The organism is Candidatus Amarolinea dominans, assembly GCF_016704685.1.
Classification (GTDB): domain Bacteria; phylum Chloroflexota; class Anaerolineae; order SSC4; family Amarolineaceae; genus Amarolinea; species Amarolinea dominans.
On the sequence record NZ_JADIZS010000023.1, the window covers coordinates 13,190 to 30,520 of the forward strand.

At 64.2% G+C, this 17,331-nt stretch carries 20 protein-coding genes; 11 read left to right on the forward strand and 9 right to left on the reverse strand.

The genetic code is table 11. The features are described from left to right. Positions 1-47: 47 nt before the first annotated feature. Together IPF85_RS16090 and IPF85_RS16095 are read right to left on the reverse strand one after the other, a co-directional pair. A complete protein-coding gene (locus tag IPF85_RS16090; protein WP_343409094.1) occupies positions 48-497 on the reverse strand; it encodes a vitamin K epoxide reductase family protein in 450 nt (149 codons plus the stop codon). Between the two features lie 15 nt (positions 498-512). After that, a complete protein-coding gene (locus tag IPF85_RS16095; RefSeq protein ID WP_343409095.1) occupies positions 513-1,226 on the reverse strand; it encodes a thioredoxin domain-containing protein in 714 nt (237 codons plus the stop codon). 287 nt (positions 1,227-1,513) lie between these two features. Between IPF85_RS16095 and IPF85_RS16100 the strand changes: the two genes are divergently transcribed. The 7 genes from IPF85_RS16100 to IPF85_RS16130 all read left to right on the forward strand — a co-directional run bounded on the left by IPF85_RS16100 (position 1,514) and on the right by IPF85_RS16130 (position 6,837). Next, positions 1,514-2,113, forward strand: a complete 600-nt coding sequence (locus IPF85_RS16100; protein WP_343409096.1) for a hypothetical protein — start codon at positions 1,514-1,516, stop codon at positions 2,111-2,113. A 38-nt stretch (positions 2,114-2,151) separates the two neighbouring features. Beyond that, positions 2,152-3,141 (forward strand): O-antigen ligase family protein, encoded by a 990-nt coding sequence (locus IPF85_RS16105; RefSeq protein ID WP_343409097.1) that lies wholly within the window; start codon positions 2,152-2,154, stop codon positions 3,139-3,141. A 72-nt stretch (positions 3,142-3,213) separates the two neighbouring features. Then, entirely contained in the window at positions 3,214-3,654 is a 441-nt protein-coding gene (locus tag IPF85_RS16110; RefSeq protein ID WP_343409098.1) for a GtrA family protein, read from the forward strand. A 21-nt stretch (positions 3,655-3,675) separates the two neighbouring features. Further along, positions 3,676-4,815 carry a glycosyltransferase family 1 protein gene (locus IPF85_RS16115; RefSeq protein ID WP_343409099.1) on the forward strand — a complete coding sequence of 380 codons (1,140 nt, stop codon included), beginning with the start codon at positions 3,676-3,678 and terminating at the stop codon, positions 4,813-4,815. A gap of 12 nt (positions 4,816-4,827) precedes the next feature. Continuing rightward, the gene (locus tag IPF85_RS16120; protein ID WP_343409100.1) at positions 4,828-5,307 is read left to right on the forward strand and encodes an acyl-CoA thioesterase; all 480 of its coding nucleotides are present in this window, start codon (positions 4,828-4,830) and stop codon (positions 5,305-5,307) included. Then, positions 5,304-5,972 (forward strand): hypothetical protein, encoded by a 669-nt coding sequence (locus IPF85_RS16125; protein WP_343409101.1) that lies wholly within the window; start codon positions 5,304-5,306, stop codon positions 5,970-5,972. The genes IPF85_RS16120 and IPF85_RS16125 overlap by 4 nt, the downstream gene beginning before the upstream one ends. Continuing rightward, on the forward strand, positions 5,965-6,837 hold the full coding sequence (locus IPF85_RS16130) for a DMT family transporter (protein ID WP_343409102.1): 873 nt from the start codon (positions 5,965-5,967) through the stop codon (positions 6,835-6,837). Before IPF85_RS16125 ends, IPF85_RS16130 begins: the two co-directional genes overlap by 8 nt. Positions 6,838-6,914: 77 nt before the next feature. On the opposite strand, the gene IPF85_RS16135 is transcribed toward IPF85_RS16130, so the two are convergent. The 7 genes from IPF85_RS16135 to IPF85_RS16165 all read right to left on the reverse strand — a co-directional run bounded on the left by IPF85_RS16135 (position 6,915) and on the right by IPF85_RS16165 (position 13,317). Then, positions 6,915-7,364 (reverse strand): hypothetical protein, encoded by a 450-nt coding sequence (locus tag IPF85_RS16135; RefSeq protein WP_343409103.1) that lies wholly within the window; start codon positions 7,362-7,364, stop codon positions 6,915-6,917. A 17-nt stretch (positions 7,365-7,381) separates the two neighbouring features. Continuing rightward, the gene (locus tag IPF85_RS16140; protein ID WP_343409104.1) at positions 7,382-8,677 is read right to left on the reverse strand and encodes an LCP family protein; all 1,296 of its coding nucleotides are present in this window, start codon (positions 8,675-8,677) and stop codon (positions 7,382-7,384) included. Positions 8,678-8,838: 161 nt separating this feature from the next. Further along, a complete protein-coding gene (locus IPF85_RS16145; RefSeq protein ID WP_343409105.1) occupies positions 8,839-9,981 on the reverse strand; it encodes an LCP family protein in 1,143 nt (380 codons plus the stop codon). Next, positions 9,978-11,159 carry an LCP family protein gene (locus IPF85_RS16150; RefSeq protein ID WP_343409106.1) on the reverse strand — a complete coding sequence of 394 codons (1,182 nt, stop codon included), beginning with the start codon at positions 11,157-11,159 and terminating at the stop codon, positions 9,978-9,980. The genes IPF85_RS16145 and IPF85_RS16150 overlap by 4 nt, the downstream gene beginning before the upstream one ends. Before the next feature lie 14 nt (positions 11,160-11,173). Beyond that, positions 11,174-11,869: an NAD-dependent epimerase/dehydratase family protein gene (locus tag IPF85_RS16155; RefSeq protein ID WP_343409107.1), complete on the reverse strand. Its 696-nt coding sequence runs from the start codon at positions 11,867-11,869 to the stop codon at positions 11,174-11,176. Further along, a complete protein-coding gene (locus IPF85_RS16160) occupies positions 11,856-12,068 on the reverse strand; it encodes a hypothetical protein (protein WP_343409108.1) in 213 nt (70 codons plus the stop codon). Before IPF85_RS16160 ends, IPF85_RS16155 begins: the two co-directional genes overlap by 14 nt. Position 12,069: 1 nt before the next feature. After that, complete coding sequence (locus tag IPF85_RS16165) at positions 12,070-13,317, reverse strand: CinA family nicotinamide mononucleotide deamidase-related protein (RefSeq protein ID WP_343409109.1); 1,248 nt, start codon at positions 13,315-13,317, stop codon at positions 12,070-12,072. 257 nt (positions 13,318-13,574) lie between these two features. On the opposite strand from IPF85_RS16165, the gene IPF85_RS16170 reads away from it, so the two are divergent. The 4 genes from IPF85_RS16170 (at position 13,575) to IPF85_RS16185 (ending at position 17,266) form a co-directional block, all read left to right on the forward strand. Beyond that, positions 13,575-14,687 (forward strand): ATP-binding protein, encoded by a 1,113-nt coding sequence (locus IPF85_RS16170; RefSeq protein WP_343409110.1) that lies wholly within the window; start codon positions 13,575-13,577, stop codon positions 14,685-14,687. A 4-nt stretch (positions 14,688-14,691) separates the two neighbouring features. Then, entirely contained in the window at positions 14,692-15,159 is a 468-nt protein-coding gene (locus IPF85_RS16175) for a chemotaxis protein CheW (RefSeq protein ID WP_343409111.1), read from the forward strand. Then, positions 15,156-16,625 (forward strand): CheR family methyltransferase, encoded by a 1,470-nt coding sequence (locus tag IPF85_RS16180; RefSeq protein ID WP_343409112.1) that lies wholly within the window; start codon positions 15,156-15,158, stop codon positions 16,623-16,625. Before IPF85_RS16175 ends, IPF85_RS16180 begins: the two co-directional genes overlap by 4 nt. A gap of 83 nt (positions 16,626-16,708) precedes the next feature. After that, entirely contained in the window at positions 16,709-17,266 is a 558-nt protein-coding gene (locus IPF85_RS16185) for a chemotaxis protein CheW (RefSeq protein ID WP_343409113.1), read from the forward strand. Positions 17,267-17,331: the final 65 nt, after the last annotated feature.

Sequence of the window (17,331 nt, forward strand, 5' to 3'; positions counted from 1 at the left end):
TTCTCAGTCCTGCAGGGTCGTTTGCGTTGGCCATGGTTCCTGCTCCTTTAGCTGGCGCTGGTCAAAGCCTGGCGTGCGCTGATGAACACCAGCACGGTCATGAGGATGGCCGAGGCCACGCACCAGGGACAGATCGCCTTGAGAACGAACAGTTCCAGGTAGGTCAGATAGGCCGAATAGAGAAAGCCAAACAGGATGATGCCGAAGCTAAGCATCGGCGCCAGGTCCGCGTACGGTCGCTGCTCATCCTGGCTCCACCACCAGAGAGCGATGATCGCCAGGTAGCTCAGCAGGCCCAGGATAGAGATCGGAATGCCCAGGATGACCGAATAGGGGCTGTTCTGCACCGCTTCGCACTCGCCCAAGCCCAGGCAGACCGCCTGCGTGGCACTGAGCTTGACGTAGGCCAGGTAGCCAGAAATGCCCGCGCCCAGCAGGGCGAGGATCGGCGTCGCCAGGCCCCAACGCCGGGCGGTTACAATTGCTGTGTCTGACATTGCACTCCTGTGGCCTCAATTGCCCAGCGCGGCTTCGATCGCCGCCTTGACCTGCTGATAGTCTTGCCCGTTGTCCAGCTTCTTGTCGTTGACAAAAACCGCCGGCGTGCCGGTCACACCCTTGTCCGTGCCCTCTTGCATCTCGCGGTAGATCTGCTCGACGTAGTTGCCCGTATCCACACAGGCGTCGAACTGGCTCAGGTCCAGCCCTGCGATACGCTTGCCCAAGGCTTTGAGATTGGTCTTGCTGACCGTGTCGCGGCCTTGCAGCCCCTGCTGCTCGAACAACAGGTCGTGGTAGGGCCAGAAGAAGCCCTGCTCGCCGGCGCACTCCGACGCATTGGCCGCGTCGTACGATTCCCGGCTGATGACGATGAAATGCCGATAGTCATAACGCACCTTGCCGGTATCCACAAACTCAGGCAGGAGCGATGACTCCACGGCCTGCATGTAGGACTTGCAGTGCGAGCACTGGAAATCAGAGTAAACGGCCACGGTCACCGCGGCGTCGGCCGGGCCGGCTTCTGATCCCGCTTGGGTGGCAGGCCCGCCGCTGACTGCCGCGTTACTCCCACGCAGGAGTGTCTGCTGCAGGATGATGATCAGCGCAACGGCCAGGACGACCCCGGTTACGATCAGCAGCAACGCATTGCGCGAAAGTCCACCCGCGCTGCCTGCACGCACGGCGCCCTCGCTGCTCTGTTTGCCAATGGTTGATTTCTTCGCCATTCGATTCTCTCTCCCGTCTTGATGTCCACGAGCAACCGGGTTCCTGGGCAGGGGGCGTGGGAATGAGCAGCAGGAAGACCTGGTTTGTTTCGTGTTTGCGGTCAGGACCACACGGTCATGACCCACAGCGCACAGTATACCGTCAAACGGCAGCTTCGTCAACGAAAGCAGAGACCAAAAAATGAGAGAAACTTAAACTGCGACCCCGCAGGCATTTTGACGGGAAGCTCACCATCGGAGTAGAATGCAGACCGCGCGGCAAGGGGCGCCTTTCCAGAAGAAATCTCATGCTACACTCGGTTGCACGACGTGTCTCGATCATTGGCCTGCTGGCGCTGTTGGCGCTTCTGCTGGCGCGGGCGCCGCTGACCGGGCTGAGCGTGGCGCTGGTCGCTCTCAGCCTCGGCCTGGCCGTTTTCATACGCCCGGCGCTGGGACTGCTCCTGCTGGCGTTCAGCGTGCCCTTCAGCACGGTCGGTGAGATCACCCTGGCCGGCGCGGCCGTTGGCCCCAGCGAAGCCCTGCTGGCGCTGACCCTGGCCGCGTGGCTGGCGCAGCGCCTGGCCGCCGGCCGCCTGGTTCTGCCGCGCCCCTGGCGTCGCCTTGATCCTCGCGCGGCGTCCACCGGTGAGGCCGCGGTCGCACCACTGCTGCTGCCCCTACTTCTGTACTGCGCCGCGCTGGCCTTCTCGCTGCTGCCGGCCACCTCCCTGGCTGACGCCGCGCCTGAATTGTTCAAATGGCTTGAAACCCTCATTCTCTACCTGGTCGCCGTTGACCTCCTGACCCCGATCGGCCACAGAGCGGTTGAAGAAGCGATTGAAATCGCCCCGAATTCATTTCATTCGGCGGCCCGGTCGCCCCGAATTCATTCGGCGTTCTTCTGATCGTCGCGCTGCTGCTGGCCGGTGTCCTGCAGGCCGCCTTGGGGCTTTATCAGTTCATCACGCAGAGCGGGCCGCCGGCCTTTCAGATCTTGGGACGCTTTCTACGCGCCTACGGCACCTTCCGCCAGCCCAACCCCTACGCCGGCTACCTGGGGCTGATCTTGCCGCTGGCGCTTTCGTTGTTCTGGTGGGCGTTGGCACAGATGGTCGCAGCCTGGCCAGGTCGCTTCACGCCGTCCCCCCGCGCTGAATCACCGCGTCGTTCATTCGCGGCAGCCAGCGCACTGGCCGCTGCAGCCCTCGTCGTGACGGCCCTAATTGCGGCCGGCGCGTTGGCCAGTTGGTCACGCGGGGCCTGGCTGGGCATTGGCGCCGGGGTTGTGACGGTCACCGCGCTGCGCAGCCGCCGCACCTTTGGCCTCAGCCTGGCCCTGGCCGGCGCGCTGACCGTGCTGCTGCTGGCCCGCGGCGGCTTCGACACGGGCGCGCTCGGTGGGCGCCTGGCGCAGGTCGGCGACTATCTCGGCGGTTTCGACGTAGCGACCGTAGAGGTCAACGATGACAACTTCGCCGTCGTCGAGCGGGTTGCGCATTGGGTCGCCGCCCAGCGCATGATCGCACAGGCGCCCTGGCAAGGCGTCGGCGTGGGTAACTACGCCGCGGTTTATCCACAGGTGGCCTTGCCGCGCTGGCAGGACCCGCTGGGCCATGCGCACAACATCTACCTCAACACCTGGGCCGAAGCCGGTCTGCCCGGTCTGCTGACCTACGTCCTGCTGTGGCTGCTGGCGGCCTGGCAAGCCGTCCGCCTGGCCTACGATCGCCAGACTGACGCCCTGGGCCGCGCCGTGGCGCTGGGCGTCCTCGGCGCCATCGTTCACCTCTCCATCCACAACCTGTTCGACAATCTCCTCGTGCAACGCCTCTATCTGCACATGGCCCTGCTGCTGGCCTTGCTGGCCTCGCCGCCGGCCGCGCCCCGCGATCAGGGGCCAGCGGACACCGCAACGCGTCAGCGGTCTGTTTGACAAGCCATCGAGAAACCCTATACTAGCGCCTGCATGTATTCTGACCGATGATCTGCGTGTTCGAGGGTATGCATGGTTCCTGATTTAACTCTGCTGGCGCGTGCCAACCGCAAGGAAATGGGACGCTTTCTCAAGTTCGCCGTGGTCGGCGCCATTGGTGCGGTCGTTGACTTCGGCGTGCTCAATTTCCTGGTGCTCGTGGCGGGCCTGGCCCCCTTGCAGGCCAACCCGTTCAGCTTCAGCGCGGCCGTCATCAGTAATTTCACCTGGAATCGCCTGTGGACCTACCCCGAAAGCCGCAAATTCAAGAAACGCGCCCAATTGCCCAAGTTCATCCTGGTCAACCTGGTCGGTCTCGGCATCAACCAACTGGTGCTGGGCGTCGTGCTGCACCTGGTCGAGCCGCTCATCCCGCATCCCTGGGATTACAACTTCGCCAAAGCCTTTGCCATCGGCGTCGTGCTCTTCTGGAACTTTGGAGTCAACCGGCTGTGGACCTACCGCGATATCTGAGCGGCGACGAAAGCCATCATCATGCGTATCGCGCTTGACTACACACCGGCCCTGCGCCAGGGCGCCGGTATTGGCCGCTACACCCAGGGGCTGGTTTCCGGGCTGGCTACGCTGACGCCCCGGCCTGACATCACCCTGCTGCTGGCAGCCGACGTTGCAGCGCCCGCGCCTGACCGCGCCAACCCCGCGCTGCCCTTTGCTCAGCGCCGCCTGCCGCTGTCTTCCCGGCAGCAGGCCATTCTCTGGCACCGGCTGCACGTGCCGCTGCCGCTCGAATGGCTGGCTGGCCGCTTCGATCTGTTCCATGCGCCCGATTTCGTCCTCCCACCCTTGCGCCACGCGCAGGGCGTGATCACCGTGCATGATTTGTCGTTCCTGCGCGTGCCAGAGTGCGCCGATGCGCGCCTCGTTGCCTATCTCACCCACGCCGTGCCGCACGCGCTACGCCGCGCCAGCCGCATCCTGGCCGATTCCCAAAGTACGCAGCGTGACCTGAGCGCGCTGCTGGATGTGGACCCGGCGCGCATTGATGTCGTCTATCCCGGCATCGGCCCGCGTTACCGGCCGGTGACCGATGGGGATCAACGCCGCGCCGTGGCCGCACGCTACCAACTCGACGGCCCCTTCATCCTGAGCGTCGGCACGCTGGAACCGCGCAAGAACTACCCGCGTCTCATCAGCGCATTTGCACAACTGCGCCGCCAAAGTGGCGCGCCGCACACCCTGGTCATCGGCGGCGGCAAGGGTTGGTTGACGGAGAGCATCTTCGCCCAGGTTGAACGGGAGGGAGTGGCGTCGTTTGTGCGCTTTCTCGGTTATGTCAATGAGGACGACCTGCCCACGCTCTACAGCCTGGCCGATCTGGTCGCCTTTCCCAGTCGTTACGAAGGCTTCGGCATCCCGGTCATCGAAGCGATGGCCTGTGGCGCCCCGGTGGTCTGCGCAGATAACTCGTCGCTGCCGGAAGCAGCCGGCGATGCCGCCCTCCTGATCAACGCCGATGACACCGCCGGCTTGGCCGCGGCCCTGGAACGCGGGCTGACCGACCGCGCCTGGCGGGAGACCGCGCAGCACAAGGGATTTGCCCAAGCGGCGCGCTTCACCTGGCACGCCTCGGCCACCCAACTCCTGGCCGCCTACGCCCGGGCTAACAAGCCTTGAACAGGAAAATTCATGGACCCACGCTCACCCAAAGATTCGCAAACTGAACTCAGTAGTTTCATGCATCCGGAAGATGCCAACTCGCAAGGCAACGTCCACGGCGGCTCCATCATGAAACTGGTGGATGAAGCCGGCGCGTTGGCCGCCATGCGCCATTCCCGTCGCCCCTGCGTCACCGTCGCCATTGATTCGATGACCTTCGACGCGCCGATGCTGGTGGGCGATTTGGTCGTCCTCGAAGCGTGCGTCACCTACGTGGGACGCACCAGTATCGAGGCGATGGTCACAGTCTACGCGGAAAAAATCCTGACCGGTGAGCGCATGTTGACCAACACTGCCTTCGTGGTCTACGTGGCGCTGGACGATCAACGGCGGCCGACCGAGGTGGCGCCGCTGTTGTTGGTCAGCGAGCAGGAGAAGCGGCGTTTCGATCAGGGGCGCGCGCGCCAACAGGAGCGCCTGGCGCGGGCGCGCCGTGACAAGGAATCATGAGACCACCGCCGCGGCAACGGCTGCTCGCCCGCCTGCTGCTTCTGCTCGGTTCGATCGGCCTGGCCGGTGCGACCTGGGGCCCGTGGGTGGCGTTCGCCAGCCCTGGTCTGACCCTGCTGGGGATTGACCTGGCGGAATATGTCAAGTTCCTGCCCGAGGTGCGCAGCGGCGCGTTACACGTGGCGCGCGAGCAGTTCTACCTGCCGCTCTTCACCCTGAGTGTGGGATTGAGTCTGCTGTCGTTGCTCGGCGCGCCCTGGCTCCACTACCGTCCTGCGCGCCTGCTGCTGGCCTTGCTGGCCGTACCTTGCGCCCTGGCCCTGCTACCGCCCGCCTGGTCACCCGCGACCTTCGGCCAGGCTGAATTTCAACCTCAGATCCGCATGCTGATCGTGGCGCTGGTGTTGGCGCTGATCGGGCTGCTGACGCCAGGGTGGCGGCAGCGGTACGGACGCCAGGCGCTCGCCATCCTGCTGGCCGTGTTGGCGCTGGCTGCAACGCTCCTGCCCCTGTGGCAGTGGTCACGCGTGCGACCGGCCATCGAGGTCGTCTACCAGCGGTCATCGAGCCTGGGCTGGGGCGGCTGGGCGCTGCTGCTGGGCGGGATGGCCCTGACCGCCGGTGCGCTGCTGCTGGCCTGGTCAGAACGGGCGCCCGATGCGTAACCGGGCGCCGCGCGGTCTCCTCATCGCCCTGGCCGCCAACATGGCGCTGGGTCTCAATTCGGCCTTTGCCAAGTTCGCCTACCGCGCCGGCCTGGACCCAAACACCTTGACGATGCTGCGCCTGGGCGTGGCCGCGCTGGTGCTTTGGGCCATCTTCCTGACGCGCTGGCGGGCGTTGATTCCGATCCCGCGCCGGGCGCTGCTGGGCTGCATCATCATGGGCGCGGCGAATTTTGTCGCGCAAATCAGCTACTACTGGGGCTTGACCCGGATCAACGCCTCGATCGCCACGCTGATCTTCTATCTCTACCCGGCGGTCGTCATTCTGCTGTTGCGCCTGCGCGGCGAGGCCATGACCACACGCCGCCTGGCGCGCTTGGGCGTCGCGTTGATCGGTGTGGCCCTGCTGGTGGACATCAGCGGCGGGAGCGTAGACACGATCGGAGTTCTGTTGGTGTTCGTCACCATCTTCACCTATTCCCTGCACCTGGTGATCGGTCAGTTCGTGGTGCGTGACGTGGCCGCGCGCACGGTGGTGCTGTATGTCATCAGCACGATGGCGCTGCTGGCGACCGGCGTGCGCCTCGTCATGGGCGGCAGTCCGCCGCCGGTGACGTGGGCCGGCTGGTGGCCGGTGCTGGGCATTGGCCTGTTGGGCACCGTGGTGGCGCGCCTGGCGATGTTCACCGCCATCAAGCGCGTGGGCAGCACGCAGTTAGCCTTGCTTGGAGTGGTCGAACCGCTGATGACCGTGGCGGTCGCGCGTGGTTTCCTGGGTGAAACGCTGACGCCCATGCAATGGATCGGTGGTGGGTTCGTGCTGGCCAGCCTGCTGCTGGTTGATCTGCCGCAGGCGACAGGGTAGGGGCATGGCCTTGCGCCTGCCCGCGTGGGCGACCGCAAGGGTGCGCCCCTACAAATTGAGAAGATCAAAAATCGCCCTTACTTCAAGAACGCCAGGGCGCGGTAGAGGTCTGGTTCGCGGCGGGCGGTGGGACCGGCGGGGATACGCACGGCCAGCAGGTGGTCGCTGGCGTCGAAATCAAAGCTGGCGGTACGCACCAGGTTCTGGGCAATCGCGCTGTCCGGTGTGGGAAAGAGGAAGATCGTGGCGACCCGCGTCGCCAGGTCATACCCGATCAGGCCGCTCGACACGGGCTGTGGGGGATTTCCGACAACGGGCAACCCGGCCAGCCGCTGGCCCAGGTGCAACACCTTGCTGTCAGCCAACAGCAAGCGCACCAGGCGTCCGCCGGTGTCCAGGCAGGCCTGCACATCGCCGTTGCGCGTGCTTGCCGCGACTCGTGGCCGGCGTCCGCTGCCCAGGCGCACCGCGACTTCGTCCGTGTTGCTGAGATAGGTGGGGCGGATCGTGATTTCGTAGTAGGTCATACCGTCGGTCTCTCTGCTCAATTTGCCAGCGTGGGCGTCAGGGTTAGCGTCGCGGTGATGGTCGCCGACGGGAGCGGGGTGGCCGGCGGCTTGGGTGTGGGCGTGGCTCTGCAGCCGGCAATCGGCCGCGCGGACGATTCCTGCATGGGCGGTGTGTCAAAAATCCCATTGATCGCGGCGGCAATCTCGGCCGTCTTGGGCTTCAATACCTGCGCGCCGCCCCTGGTGGTGTAGGGTGTCACCAGCCGGTAATCAAGCACGCGACCATGCACGTTCTTCATGTCGAGGCGCAAGCCAAACGTCGCCAGGTCAATGATCTCTTTGAAGCCCAGGTCGGTCTGAATGGCGCCTTTGAAGGTGAGCCACAGCGAGGGGATTTTGGGAATGATATTGAACGACAGCGCCTGTTGCCGGATCGCTAACAGCACCTGCTGCTGACGCCGCGAACGGTCCCAGTCACCGGTGTAGTAGCGGTAGGAGGCGTACATGCGAGCCTCATGCCCGTCGAAGTGATAGGACCCCGGCTCGAAATTCACCTCAAGCAGTTGATCGGGGTTGTTCGGGTCTGGTGTGGCTTCGCGAAACGCGCAATCCAGGGTGACGGTGACTCCACCGATCGTGTCAATGGCCTGCTCGAAGGCCAGCAGGTTCATGCGGGCAAAACGGTCGGTGCGGATGCCCAACGTCTCTGAGATGACGCGACCCAGCAGGGCCGGCCCGCCGCCAGGGTATTTGATCTCTTTCTCGCCGACGAAATCGGCCATATTGATGCGCGATTCACCGTAGCCGGGAATGTCTACCCACAGGTCACGCGGGATGCTGAGGACGCCGATGCGGTCGTGCTCCCAATCCACCGCGGCAATCATGATCGTGTCGGTGCGCCAGGCGTGTTCGCCCGGGCGCTGATCAGAGCCGAGCAGCAGGATGTTGAACGTGGCGTCAAGCGCGTGTGGCCGCAAGCCGTCGGTTATGACCGTCGTCGCGGTAATATCCACGGTGGCAGAGATCTGGGCGGTGGCAACTGGCTGCGGCGGCCTCGTGGCGGTGGGTGGTGGTGGTGTAGTGGGCGTGTCCGTCGGGGCCAGGGTAGGCGTCGCCGTAGCCGGAGTGGCCGCGGTGGGTGTAAGCGAAGGGATCGCCGTGGCCGGCGCCAGCGTCATCGTCGCCGTTGGTTCCGGCATCATCGTCGCCGTCGGCACAGCGGTTGGCGTGGGGCCAATGCCAGGCACGCAGGCAACCAACAGGGTCACCACCCAAAGTAATGGCACGAGGCGTGTGATGGCCGCGTGCCTGTTTTGCAAAAAACTCATCATGCTATCTTCATTCCCGGTCATGCTACAGGGAAGACACCGTCCCCCTGAAAAACGAATGACGGAGGGTGCAGGTTACGCAACGCGGCGCTCCTTCGTCAAAAAAATACTGTCAGGCTGCGAGTCACGTCCGTGCGACCCATGTCAGCCCGCCCGGCGGCCGTTCATGGGCAGCGTTGTTGGTGATCGGTTGACGTGATGACATCCGGCGCCTCCCAGATCTGGTCGAACGCCGCTTGAATGGCCGCCTTGTTGGGCAGAAGCACGGCTGCACCGCCGGGCGTAGTATACGGCTGAGCCATGTGAAAGTCAAAGACACGGCTGTGGATGTCCGCACGATCGAGTTCAACGCCCAGGCGCGCCAGGGCCAGGACATCGAGCAGGCCCAGATCGGTATCTATATTGTCGTGCAAGGCGCTGAACAAGTCTGGCACTTTGGGCAGCAGATTGACCTCCTCTGCCCGCCCCTTGAGCGCCAGCAGGACGCGTTGTTGGCGGCGGGCGCGGTCCAGGTCATTGCCGCGACGTCGCGTGCGCACGTACCACAAGGCGTGCTCGCCATCCAGGGCATGGTCGCCCGGCTCATAGTCGAGGGTAACAACGCCGTCGGGCGCGGCCGGGTCCGCCCAGCGTTCGTGCAGCGGGCAGTCCATCGTCACCGTGATGCCGCCCAGGGTGTCCACAATCTGCACGAAACCGCCAAAATCAACCCGCACGAAATTGTCAACCGGCAGCCCCAAGTTGTCCTGAACGGTGCGTTTGACCAGGTCAATGCCTCCGCCTGGCTTCTGACGTTCGCCGTAGACGTCCGCAGTATTGATGCGCTCGCGGCCCACGCCCGGAATTTGCACGTACAGGTCACGCGGGATGCTGATGACGCCCACCCGTTTTTGGGCAAAATCAACCGCCACCAGCATCATGACATCGGTGCGCCCGGCGCCCTTGCCGCCGCGCCGGTCCGAGCCGAGGATGAGGAGATTGGTGGTCTGCTGCAAGGGGCGCGGGGTCGCGCCTGGCGTGGGCGTGAAGGTCGGCAGGAAGGGACGCGTGGCCGTGGGCGTTGCCGGCGCGGTCAGCGTCCCTGTCGCCTGCGGCGCCGGGATGCCGGACTGATCGCCTGGCGTCGCGTCCGCGGGCGTGAGGGTGAGCGCGAGGGGCGGCGGCGCGGGCTGGACGCAGCTTGTCAGCAGGAGCAGCGCAACCCAGAGCAGCAACCAGCGGCGGCCGGCCGTCTGCCTGGCGAACCCCTGCGCCTCTCGAGCGGCCGGGCCGGTCAGCCGTCGCGCCTGGAGCGTGGGCGCGGTCATTGTGTGGGTGTCATTTCTTCGATGCCCGGGCAATACCACGAACGATCACTGCTCTCCAACAGGGGTTGGGTTGCCGGACTGAACAGCGTGGCCAGAGCCTGGTGAATGGAGACCCAGTCTGGAATGAGCACCTGATCGCCGAGTGGCAATGTGGCGAACGAGGTCATGTTGGCGTCTATGACGAACCCCTTGAGCTTGGCCAGATCCATATTGACCAGCCAGCGTGCAAGCGAAGCCATCTCCAACGGGTTCATGTCGGTCTCAACCGTGTTCAGAGCCGCGGGCAGCAACTGTGGCAGGCGTGTGATCAGGTTCGCGGAGACGGCGCGGTTGCGCACGGCCATCAGCAGGCGCTGCTGGCGGCGGGCGCGATCGAAATCACCGCCCTGTCGTCGCGTGCGCACGTAGGCCAGGGCCATGTCGCCATCCATATGCTGCTTGCCCGCCTCGATGCGATCCACACCGATGGCCTCTTGCAGATACGGGTCCTGCAGGGGGCAGTCAACTTCTACGTCAATTCCGCCTAGCGCATCAATGATCTGTTCGAAGCCATCGAAATCAATGCGCACATAGTTGTCAATTTCAACGCCAAAGTCACGCTCGATGATGTCTTGCATCGTCTGGATACCGGTCTGTGGCGACTGGCCCTGGCCGCTGCCGATGAAGTCAGCCGTATTGATGCGCCCTTTGCCGTGGCCGGGAATGTCAACGTAGAGATCCCTGGGCAGGCTGATGACGGCCGCGTGGCCGCTGCTGCGGTCAATGGCCGCCAGCATGATGACATCGGTACGCCACATGGCCTCATCCGGGCGCTTGTCCGATCCCAGGATCAAGATGTTCTGGGTGCTGGTGAGGTACGCGGTGGCGTGCAAGAATTGACGCGGCGCCACATCATCCACACTGACGCCGGTCGCCGTCCGGCCAGGGGCGGCGTCAAGCAGGGCGCGGGCGCTGCCCACCACGAGCAGGAAACCGATCACCACCAGGAGGGGCGCCAAGACCAGGCCGAAGCGCTGCAGATAGGCCGGAGGAATCGGCAGGTTACGCCCCAGGCGGCGGGCAGGCGTTGCGCCCGCTTGCGACCTGGCGCCTGGGACCGCTGCACGTTTGGCCGGCGGCCGCGCGCTGCGCTGTGGTTGACGGGACTGCGGATGGGGTGATGCTGATGATGGCGGCATGAAACCTCGCTTGACTAGGCCGTAGGCGCCAGGGTTGTCAGCGCCTGGGCCGATGTGTACCGGTAGGTGAAGTCGAACGCTTGCTTGAACTTGCCATTGTGGGCCAGCCACCCACTGCGCCAGGTCTCAAGTTGCCCGGTCGGCAGACGCTGCGCCAGTTGGAGCAGCGCCGCGCCCAAACCGGGCGGCCTGGTTCCCAACTGCTGCCAGGCCTCGCGCAGGGAGATACTGTCGTCCGCGGCGATGTTGTAGGTGTCGCTGGCATCGCTCCCGATGAGGGAATGCAGGGCGCGGGCGGCATCTTCCACATGCACGAACTGCAAAGCCGGGTTGATCTGCCCCAGGGCGGCCGCCGGTGTGCGCAAGCCCTGCCAGACAAAATGCTCCGGCTGTGCGCCCGTCACCGGGGCCAGGCGAGCCACATTGATCTTCATCTGGGGGTAGCGGTCGCGATAGGTCTGGCACTGGCGCTCGATCTCCTGGCAATGCTGCGCGAACGGCAGCGCGTGCGGGCGCAGCGGTGCGTCTTCGCGCACGGGGATCGGGTCGCCAGGCTGTCCGCCGTAGACCAGGGTGCTGGACAGGAGGATCGCCATCTCCACGGTTTGTGCGGCCAGGCACGCGGTCAGAAAACTGACGCTGCCGCCCACGTTGTGACGGCGCAGGGCTGCTTCAGTGGGCGCCGCGCAGAGCAGATCAAGATGAACCACGCGTCACCTTGTACTTTTCCAAACCACTGCGCAGCGGGCCTTGACTGTCGGCCTCGAAGAACTTCAGCTTGGGCGATTGCAGGCTGGGCGGCTGCGTGTCCAGGGCGACGATACGTGTCACCGCCGGGTCAGCGTCCAACAGGCGCAGCAGGGCCAGGCCCAGGGGCGCCGCGGCTTGGGTGACAGCAATGGTGCTCATGTCAGCCGACGCTTTCTGTGGCAAGACCCAGGATGACCCGCCGCAACAGATCAAGGGCGCGATTGCCGATCCAACGCTGCGTCACCTCGCCGGCGCCGCCCAAGGGGAAGCGCCGCGTCAGCCGGCCCTCCGGGTGCAGCAGGGCGATGAACGACTCCCCGCGCTCATCGCTGTACATGGTTTCGTGCCCCTGCATGGTGCCGATGATTGCCAGGGTGAAATCGGCGCCCGACGCGGCCTGCATGGCCTGGGCAGCGGCCAGGGCCAGGGCGGCCGACGGCCAGGCGCCGTCCGCAGTCAGGGCGGGCAAAGCGCTTTGCAGATGCGGCAGGTCTGCGGCAACCAGGGCACTGTGCAAGGCCGCGGCAAAGGGCGTGGCGCGCAGCCAGGCGGCCACTGCGCCGGCTGTGTTCGTTTCGACGAGAGCCAGGGTGTGGTTATGTTGCAACAGCAGGCGAGCCGTCACCTCTTCCAGCGATTCGTCGTCCACGCCATAGATGTAAACGCCCAGGCGCTGGCGAATCTCGGTCTCAATGGGCGCGATCATGGCGTCAGCCTCAGCCGCACTGGTCGCCTTGGCCGTGATGCGAATATCGGTCTGAGCCGGATGGGCCAGCAGGCCGACGGTTGGGTTGGTCAGGGTCTCCAGGTCGCCGATGAGGGTATCTACATTACTCTCGCCGATGCTGCAGGTGCGCAGGACACGCGACTTGATGATGGGCGCCTGATCGCCCAGGCGTTGGCGCAGATAGGGAATGACCGCAAATTCCATGAGGTGCTTCAGCTCGCGGGGTACGCCGGGCAGGCTGATGATCGTGCAAGCGCCTGTTTCCAGGATGAAGGCGGGGGCTGTGCCCACTGGATTCGTCACCTTGAGGCTGCCGGCGGGCAACAACGCCTGCCGGCGATTGTTCTCATCGGGCCGGCGCCCCCAGCGGGCAAACATGGCGCTGATCTCGTCCCAGGCCGCGGGCATAAATTCCAGACCACGGCCTGTGGCCAGCGCAATGGCCTCACGCGTCATGTCATCCACGGTCGGCCCCAGGCCGCCGCTGGTGATGATCAGATCGCTGCGCTGGCTGGCCTGCTGAAGGATGCCGGCAATGCGCGGGATATTGTCGCCGACCGTGGTCTTGAAGAAGAGATCAACGCCGATGGCCGCCAATTGCTGTGCCAGGTAAGCAGCATTGGTGTCAACGATCTGTCCGAGCAGCAGTTCCGTGCCAATGGTGACGATTTCGGCTTTCATGAGAGGCGATTTTACCACAGCGCGCCAAAGTTGACGAAATTGGCAGACAAAGGCTGCAATCCCAAATGTCACGCGTCATTTTCCTGTAAACTGCGCGCTAAAATAGGCTTTTGGTATGATTGTTTGCACCTCTGACCGCGGCTAAGCTAGGGCCAGATAATTCTTACGTAGAATATGAGGTCAGTCACAACAGGGTCTCACCCCATCCATCGTTGTTCCCATTTCAAGTTCGTGACAGCCAAGGAGTAGGTGAACGGATGTTTAGCAACAAGCGTGTACTGACGGTGGATGATTCGCCCACGATTCGAACTTTTCTACATGGCCTGCTGAGCCTGCACGGCGCTCAAGTAGAGGAAGCCGGCAGCGGCCGTGAGGCGCTGGAAATGTTGGCGAAGGGCAAGTATGACCTGGTGCTCCTGGACCTGCTGTTGCCTGATGTGGATGGCATCCAGGTGTTGCGCGGCCTGCGTGAGCGCGATGGGGAGACCGCGGTGGTCATGCTCACCGGCATGGGCGGCATCAAATCGGCGACCACCGCGGTGAGCCGTGGGGCCGACGGCTACATCGAGAAGCAGGATTTGTCGTTCGGTGGTGACTTTACCGAGTTCTTCTATGCCCTGGAGCAGGCGCTCGAACACCGGGCCGGCCTGGTGGCACAGAAACAGTTGCAAGAGGTCAAGGCTGACTTCTACTCGATGGTGACGCACGACCTGCGCAACCCGACCAGCGCTGTCTGGTTGTCACTGCAACTGCTGACAGAGGAATCCACCGGCCCACTCAACGCGGACCAGCGCGAACTGATCGAATTGGCCCAGGGTGCCAGCCAAAAACTGCTATCCCTGATCAACGACTATCTCGATTTTGCCAAGATTGATGCCGGGTACCTGCGCCTGGATCGCAGCGAGACCAATCTGTGCGCCATCGTCGAAGAAAGCGCCCGCCTGACCTCCATTCAGGCCAACGCACGCCATCAGACGCTGACCTTTGATCTGCCCGAAAAACCGATCGTCGCCTTCGCCGATGCCGAACGCTTGAAGCAGGTGCTGGACAATCTGATCTCGAACGCCATCAAGTACACGCCAGAAGGGGGTCATCTTGGCGTGCAGTTGCGGATGGAAAACGACATGGCCGTCTTTCGTGTCTCTGATGACGGCAACGGTATCCCGCCCACCCAAGTGGGGTCACTCTTCACCAAGTATCATCGGGTGCCAGGGCAGGCTGTGCGCGGCATACGCGGCACCGGCCTGGGACTGCTGATCGTCAAGGAAATTGCCGAAGCACACGGCGGCACCGTCACGGCCGAGTCGGATGGGATTGCCGGTCACGGCACTCAGTTCATCGTTCGCCTTCCCCTGGCCCATGAGGCCTGACGCCATGCACAACCAGGACGCAGCAGTTCAACTCGTCGTGTTCGAAGTCGGTCAGCGCGCCTATGCCCTGCGGGTCGAGCAGGTGATCGAGGTGCTGCGCATGGTGGCGATCGCCCCGCTGCCAGACACGCCGCCGTGGCTGGCCGGCATGCTCAACTTCCGCGGCCAGGTCATCCCCGTGATGGACCTGCGCACACGGCTCGGTGCGCCGCGGCCGCAGCCAGACTTGAATACACCGATCATGGTCGTGACGACCGGCGAACGCATGGCCGGCCTGATCGCCGACGTGGTACGTGAAGTGATCTCACTGCCGGTCGCGGCTGTCCGTGCTCCTGATACGCTAACGGGACAGGCGCAGGTGGTGGCAACCATCGCACGAGTGCGCGAGCGCCTGGTGGCCCTGCTCGACCTCGAACGGCTCCTGTTGACCCACGCGTTAGATTTGCCCCTCGCCCTGGAGGCAGCCCGATGAGAACCCTGACCGATCCCGAATTCAACCGCTTGCGCCACGTGATGCAAACCCAGGCTGGTCTGGAATTTCCGGCCCCGCGCCGGCCTGACCTGGAAGCAGCAGCGGCACTCGCCATGCGCTCCCTAAGCATCACAGCGACGGACGACCTGTTCACGGCGCTCAACGATGTCCTACGGGGGCCGACCGTGCTCGATCTGTTGGTCAGGCAGCTCACCGTGGGTGAAACCCATTTCTTCCGCAATCGCCCACAGTTTGCCGCGCTGGAGAGCGTCATCTTGCCGGAACTGATTACCCGCCAGCAGTCGCGCCGGCGTCTGCGTTTGTGGAGCGCAGGCTGCGCCAGCGGCGAAGAGGCCTATTCCCTGGCCATTCTCGTGCGCCGGCTGCTACCTGACTTGCCAAATTGGGATGTCCTCATCCTGGCCACGGACATCAACCGCGACGCTTTGCACAAAGCCGCGCACGGGCTTTACGGCGACTGGTCCTTCCGCGAGGTTCCGGCGGGTATGCAACAGACCTACTTCACGCGACAAGGGCGGCAATGGGAAATTGCGCCCGCCGTGCGCGACATGGTCACGTTGCGCCACCTGAACCTGGCCGATCAAACCGCCTGGTCTGACTTCCAGGATATGGATTTGATTCTCTGTCGTAACGTTTTGATCTATTTCGAGGCATCCGCCATGCGTGCCGTGGTAGAGCGCCTGCATGACAGCCTGACGCCAGAGGGTTGGCTGATGGTCGGTCATTCGGAACCGAACCAGACCGTTTTTCAACAATTTCAGACCCACAACTTCCCAGACACGGTGGTGTATCGAAGGCCGGCCAAGCCCGTGAGTGTGGCCCGATCGTCCCCGGTCACGTCGCCCAGGGCGCCGATCGCGCTGCCGCGGTCAGCGAACCATCCCGGCGCGGAGTCAGCGCCGGCTGCCGCGCGACGCGATCCAACCCCGCGTGCGCCGGCCCGAGCTGCGCCGCAGGGCGCAGCCGACGCGACCGCGACCAACCGCGACCTGCTGCGGTTGCTGGAGGCGCATGCCAGCGCCGGCTCGAAAGATCATCAGACCGCCTTCGCCATTGCAAAATGGTACGCGGACCAGGGCCAGATCGTATTGGCCGACTCATGGCTACGCCTGGTGTTACAGCAGGCGCCGCTGTCTGCCCCGGGACACTACTTGCACGGCTTGGTCCTGCAAGCGGATGGCCGCCTGGACGCAGCCCTGGCCGCTCTACGGCGCTGCGTTTTCGCCGACCCGGAGTTCGTACTGGGGCATTTTGCCCTGGCCAACCTGTGTGTACGTCTCGGCCAGGCGCCACGCGCAGCCAAAGAGCTTGATCTCGTGGCGCAGTGGGCACGCACCCGTGCAGGTCATGAGATCGTGCCAGAAGGCGACGGCTTGACCGTCGGCCGCTTGCGTGAGATGATGACATCCCAGGCTGAGCTGATCTGTCAACTGACGCAAGCGTAGCCACGAAAGGCAGCAGAAACATGCAGAAGCATAACGTACGTCAGTCTCGCCAGCCTGAAGAGCAGGAAGAGCGGGAAGAGCATATGAAAAGCCAGCAAGACATCTTCGATCCCCACACGCAGGAGATTCTGGAGGCGCGCGCGCGTGCGCTGGCCCAACCGCCGCCGACCGCGTCCGCGGATGATGTGATGAGCCTGGTCGTGTTGACGCTCGGTACGGAGCGTTACGGTGTTGACATTCGCGCCGTTGTCGAGATTCAACCGGCTGGCCCGATCACACGATTGCCGGGCGTGCCCCCCATGTGGCTCGGCCTGACCAACCTGCGTGGTCGCCTCTACCCCGTGCTGGACCTGTGCCGCTACCTGGCGCTTGACCGGCCGGTACAGGCCGCGGCCGCGCGCCGCCTGGTGCTTGTGGCCGGCACCGGCGAAGGCGCTGACCTGGAGATCGGGTTTGTCGTAGACGATGTGCCGCAGGTGCGCCAGGTGAGCCTGGCCGATCTTAGCGCCCCGTTAGTCGAACCCTCCTCCGGCCAGCCAGGCGTGTTGATCGGAATCACCGCGGACATGTTGACCGTGTTGGATGTGGACAAACTCCTGCGCGACCCACGCCTGGTCGTGCAGGAAGCCTTCAGTCAGTGAGTGTCAAAACCGCGACCGGCAGAGAACATGGCCGGCGCGAACGATAAGGACAAGATAAGGACAAG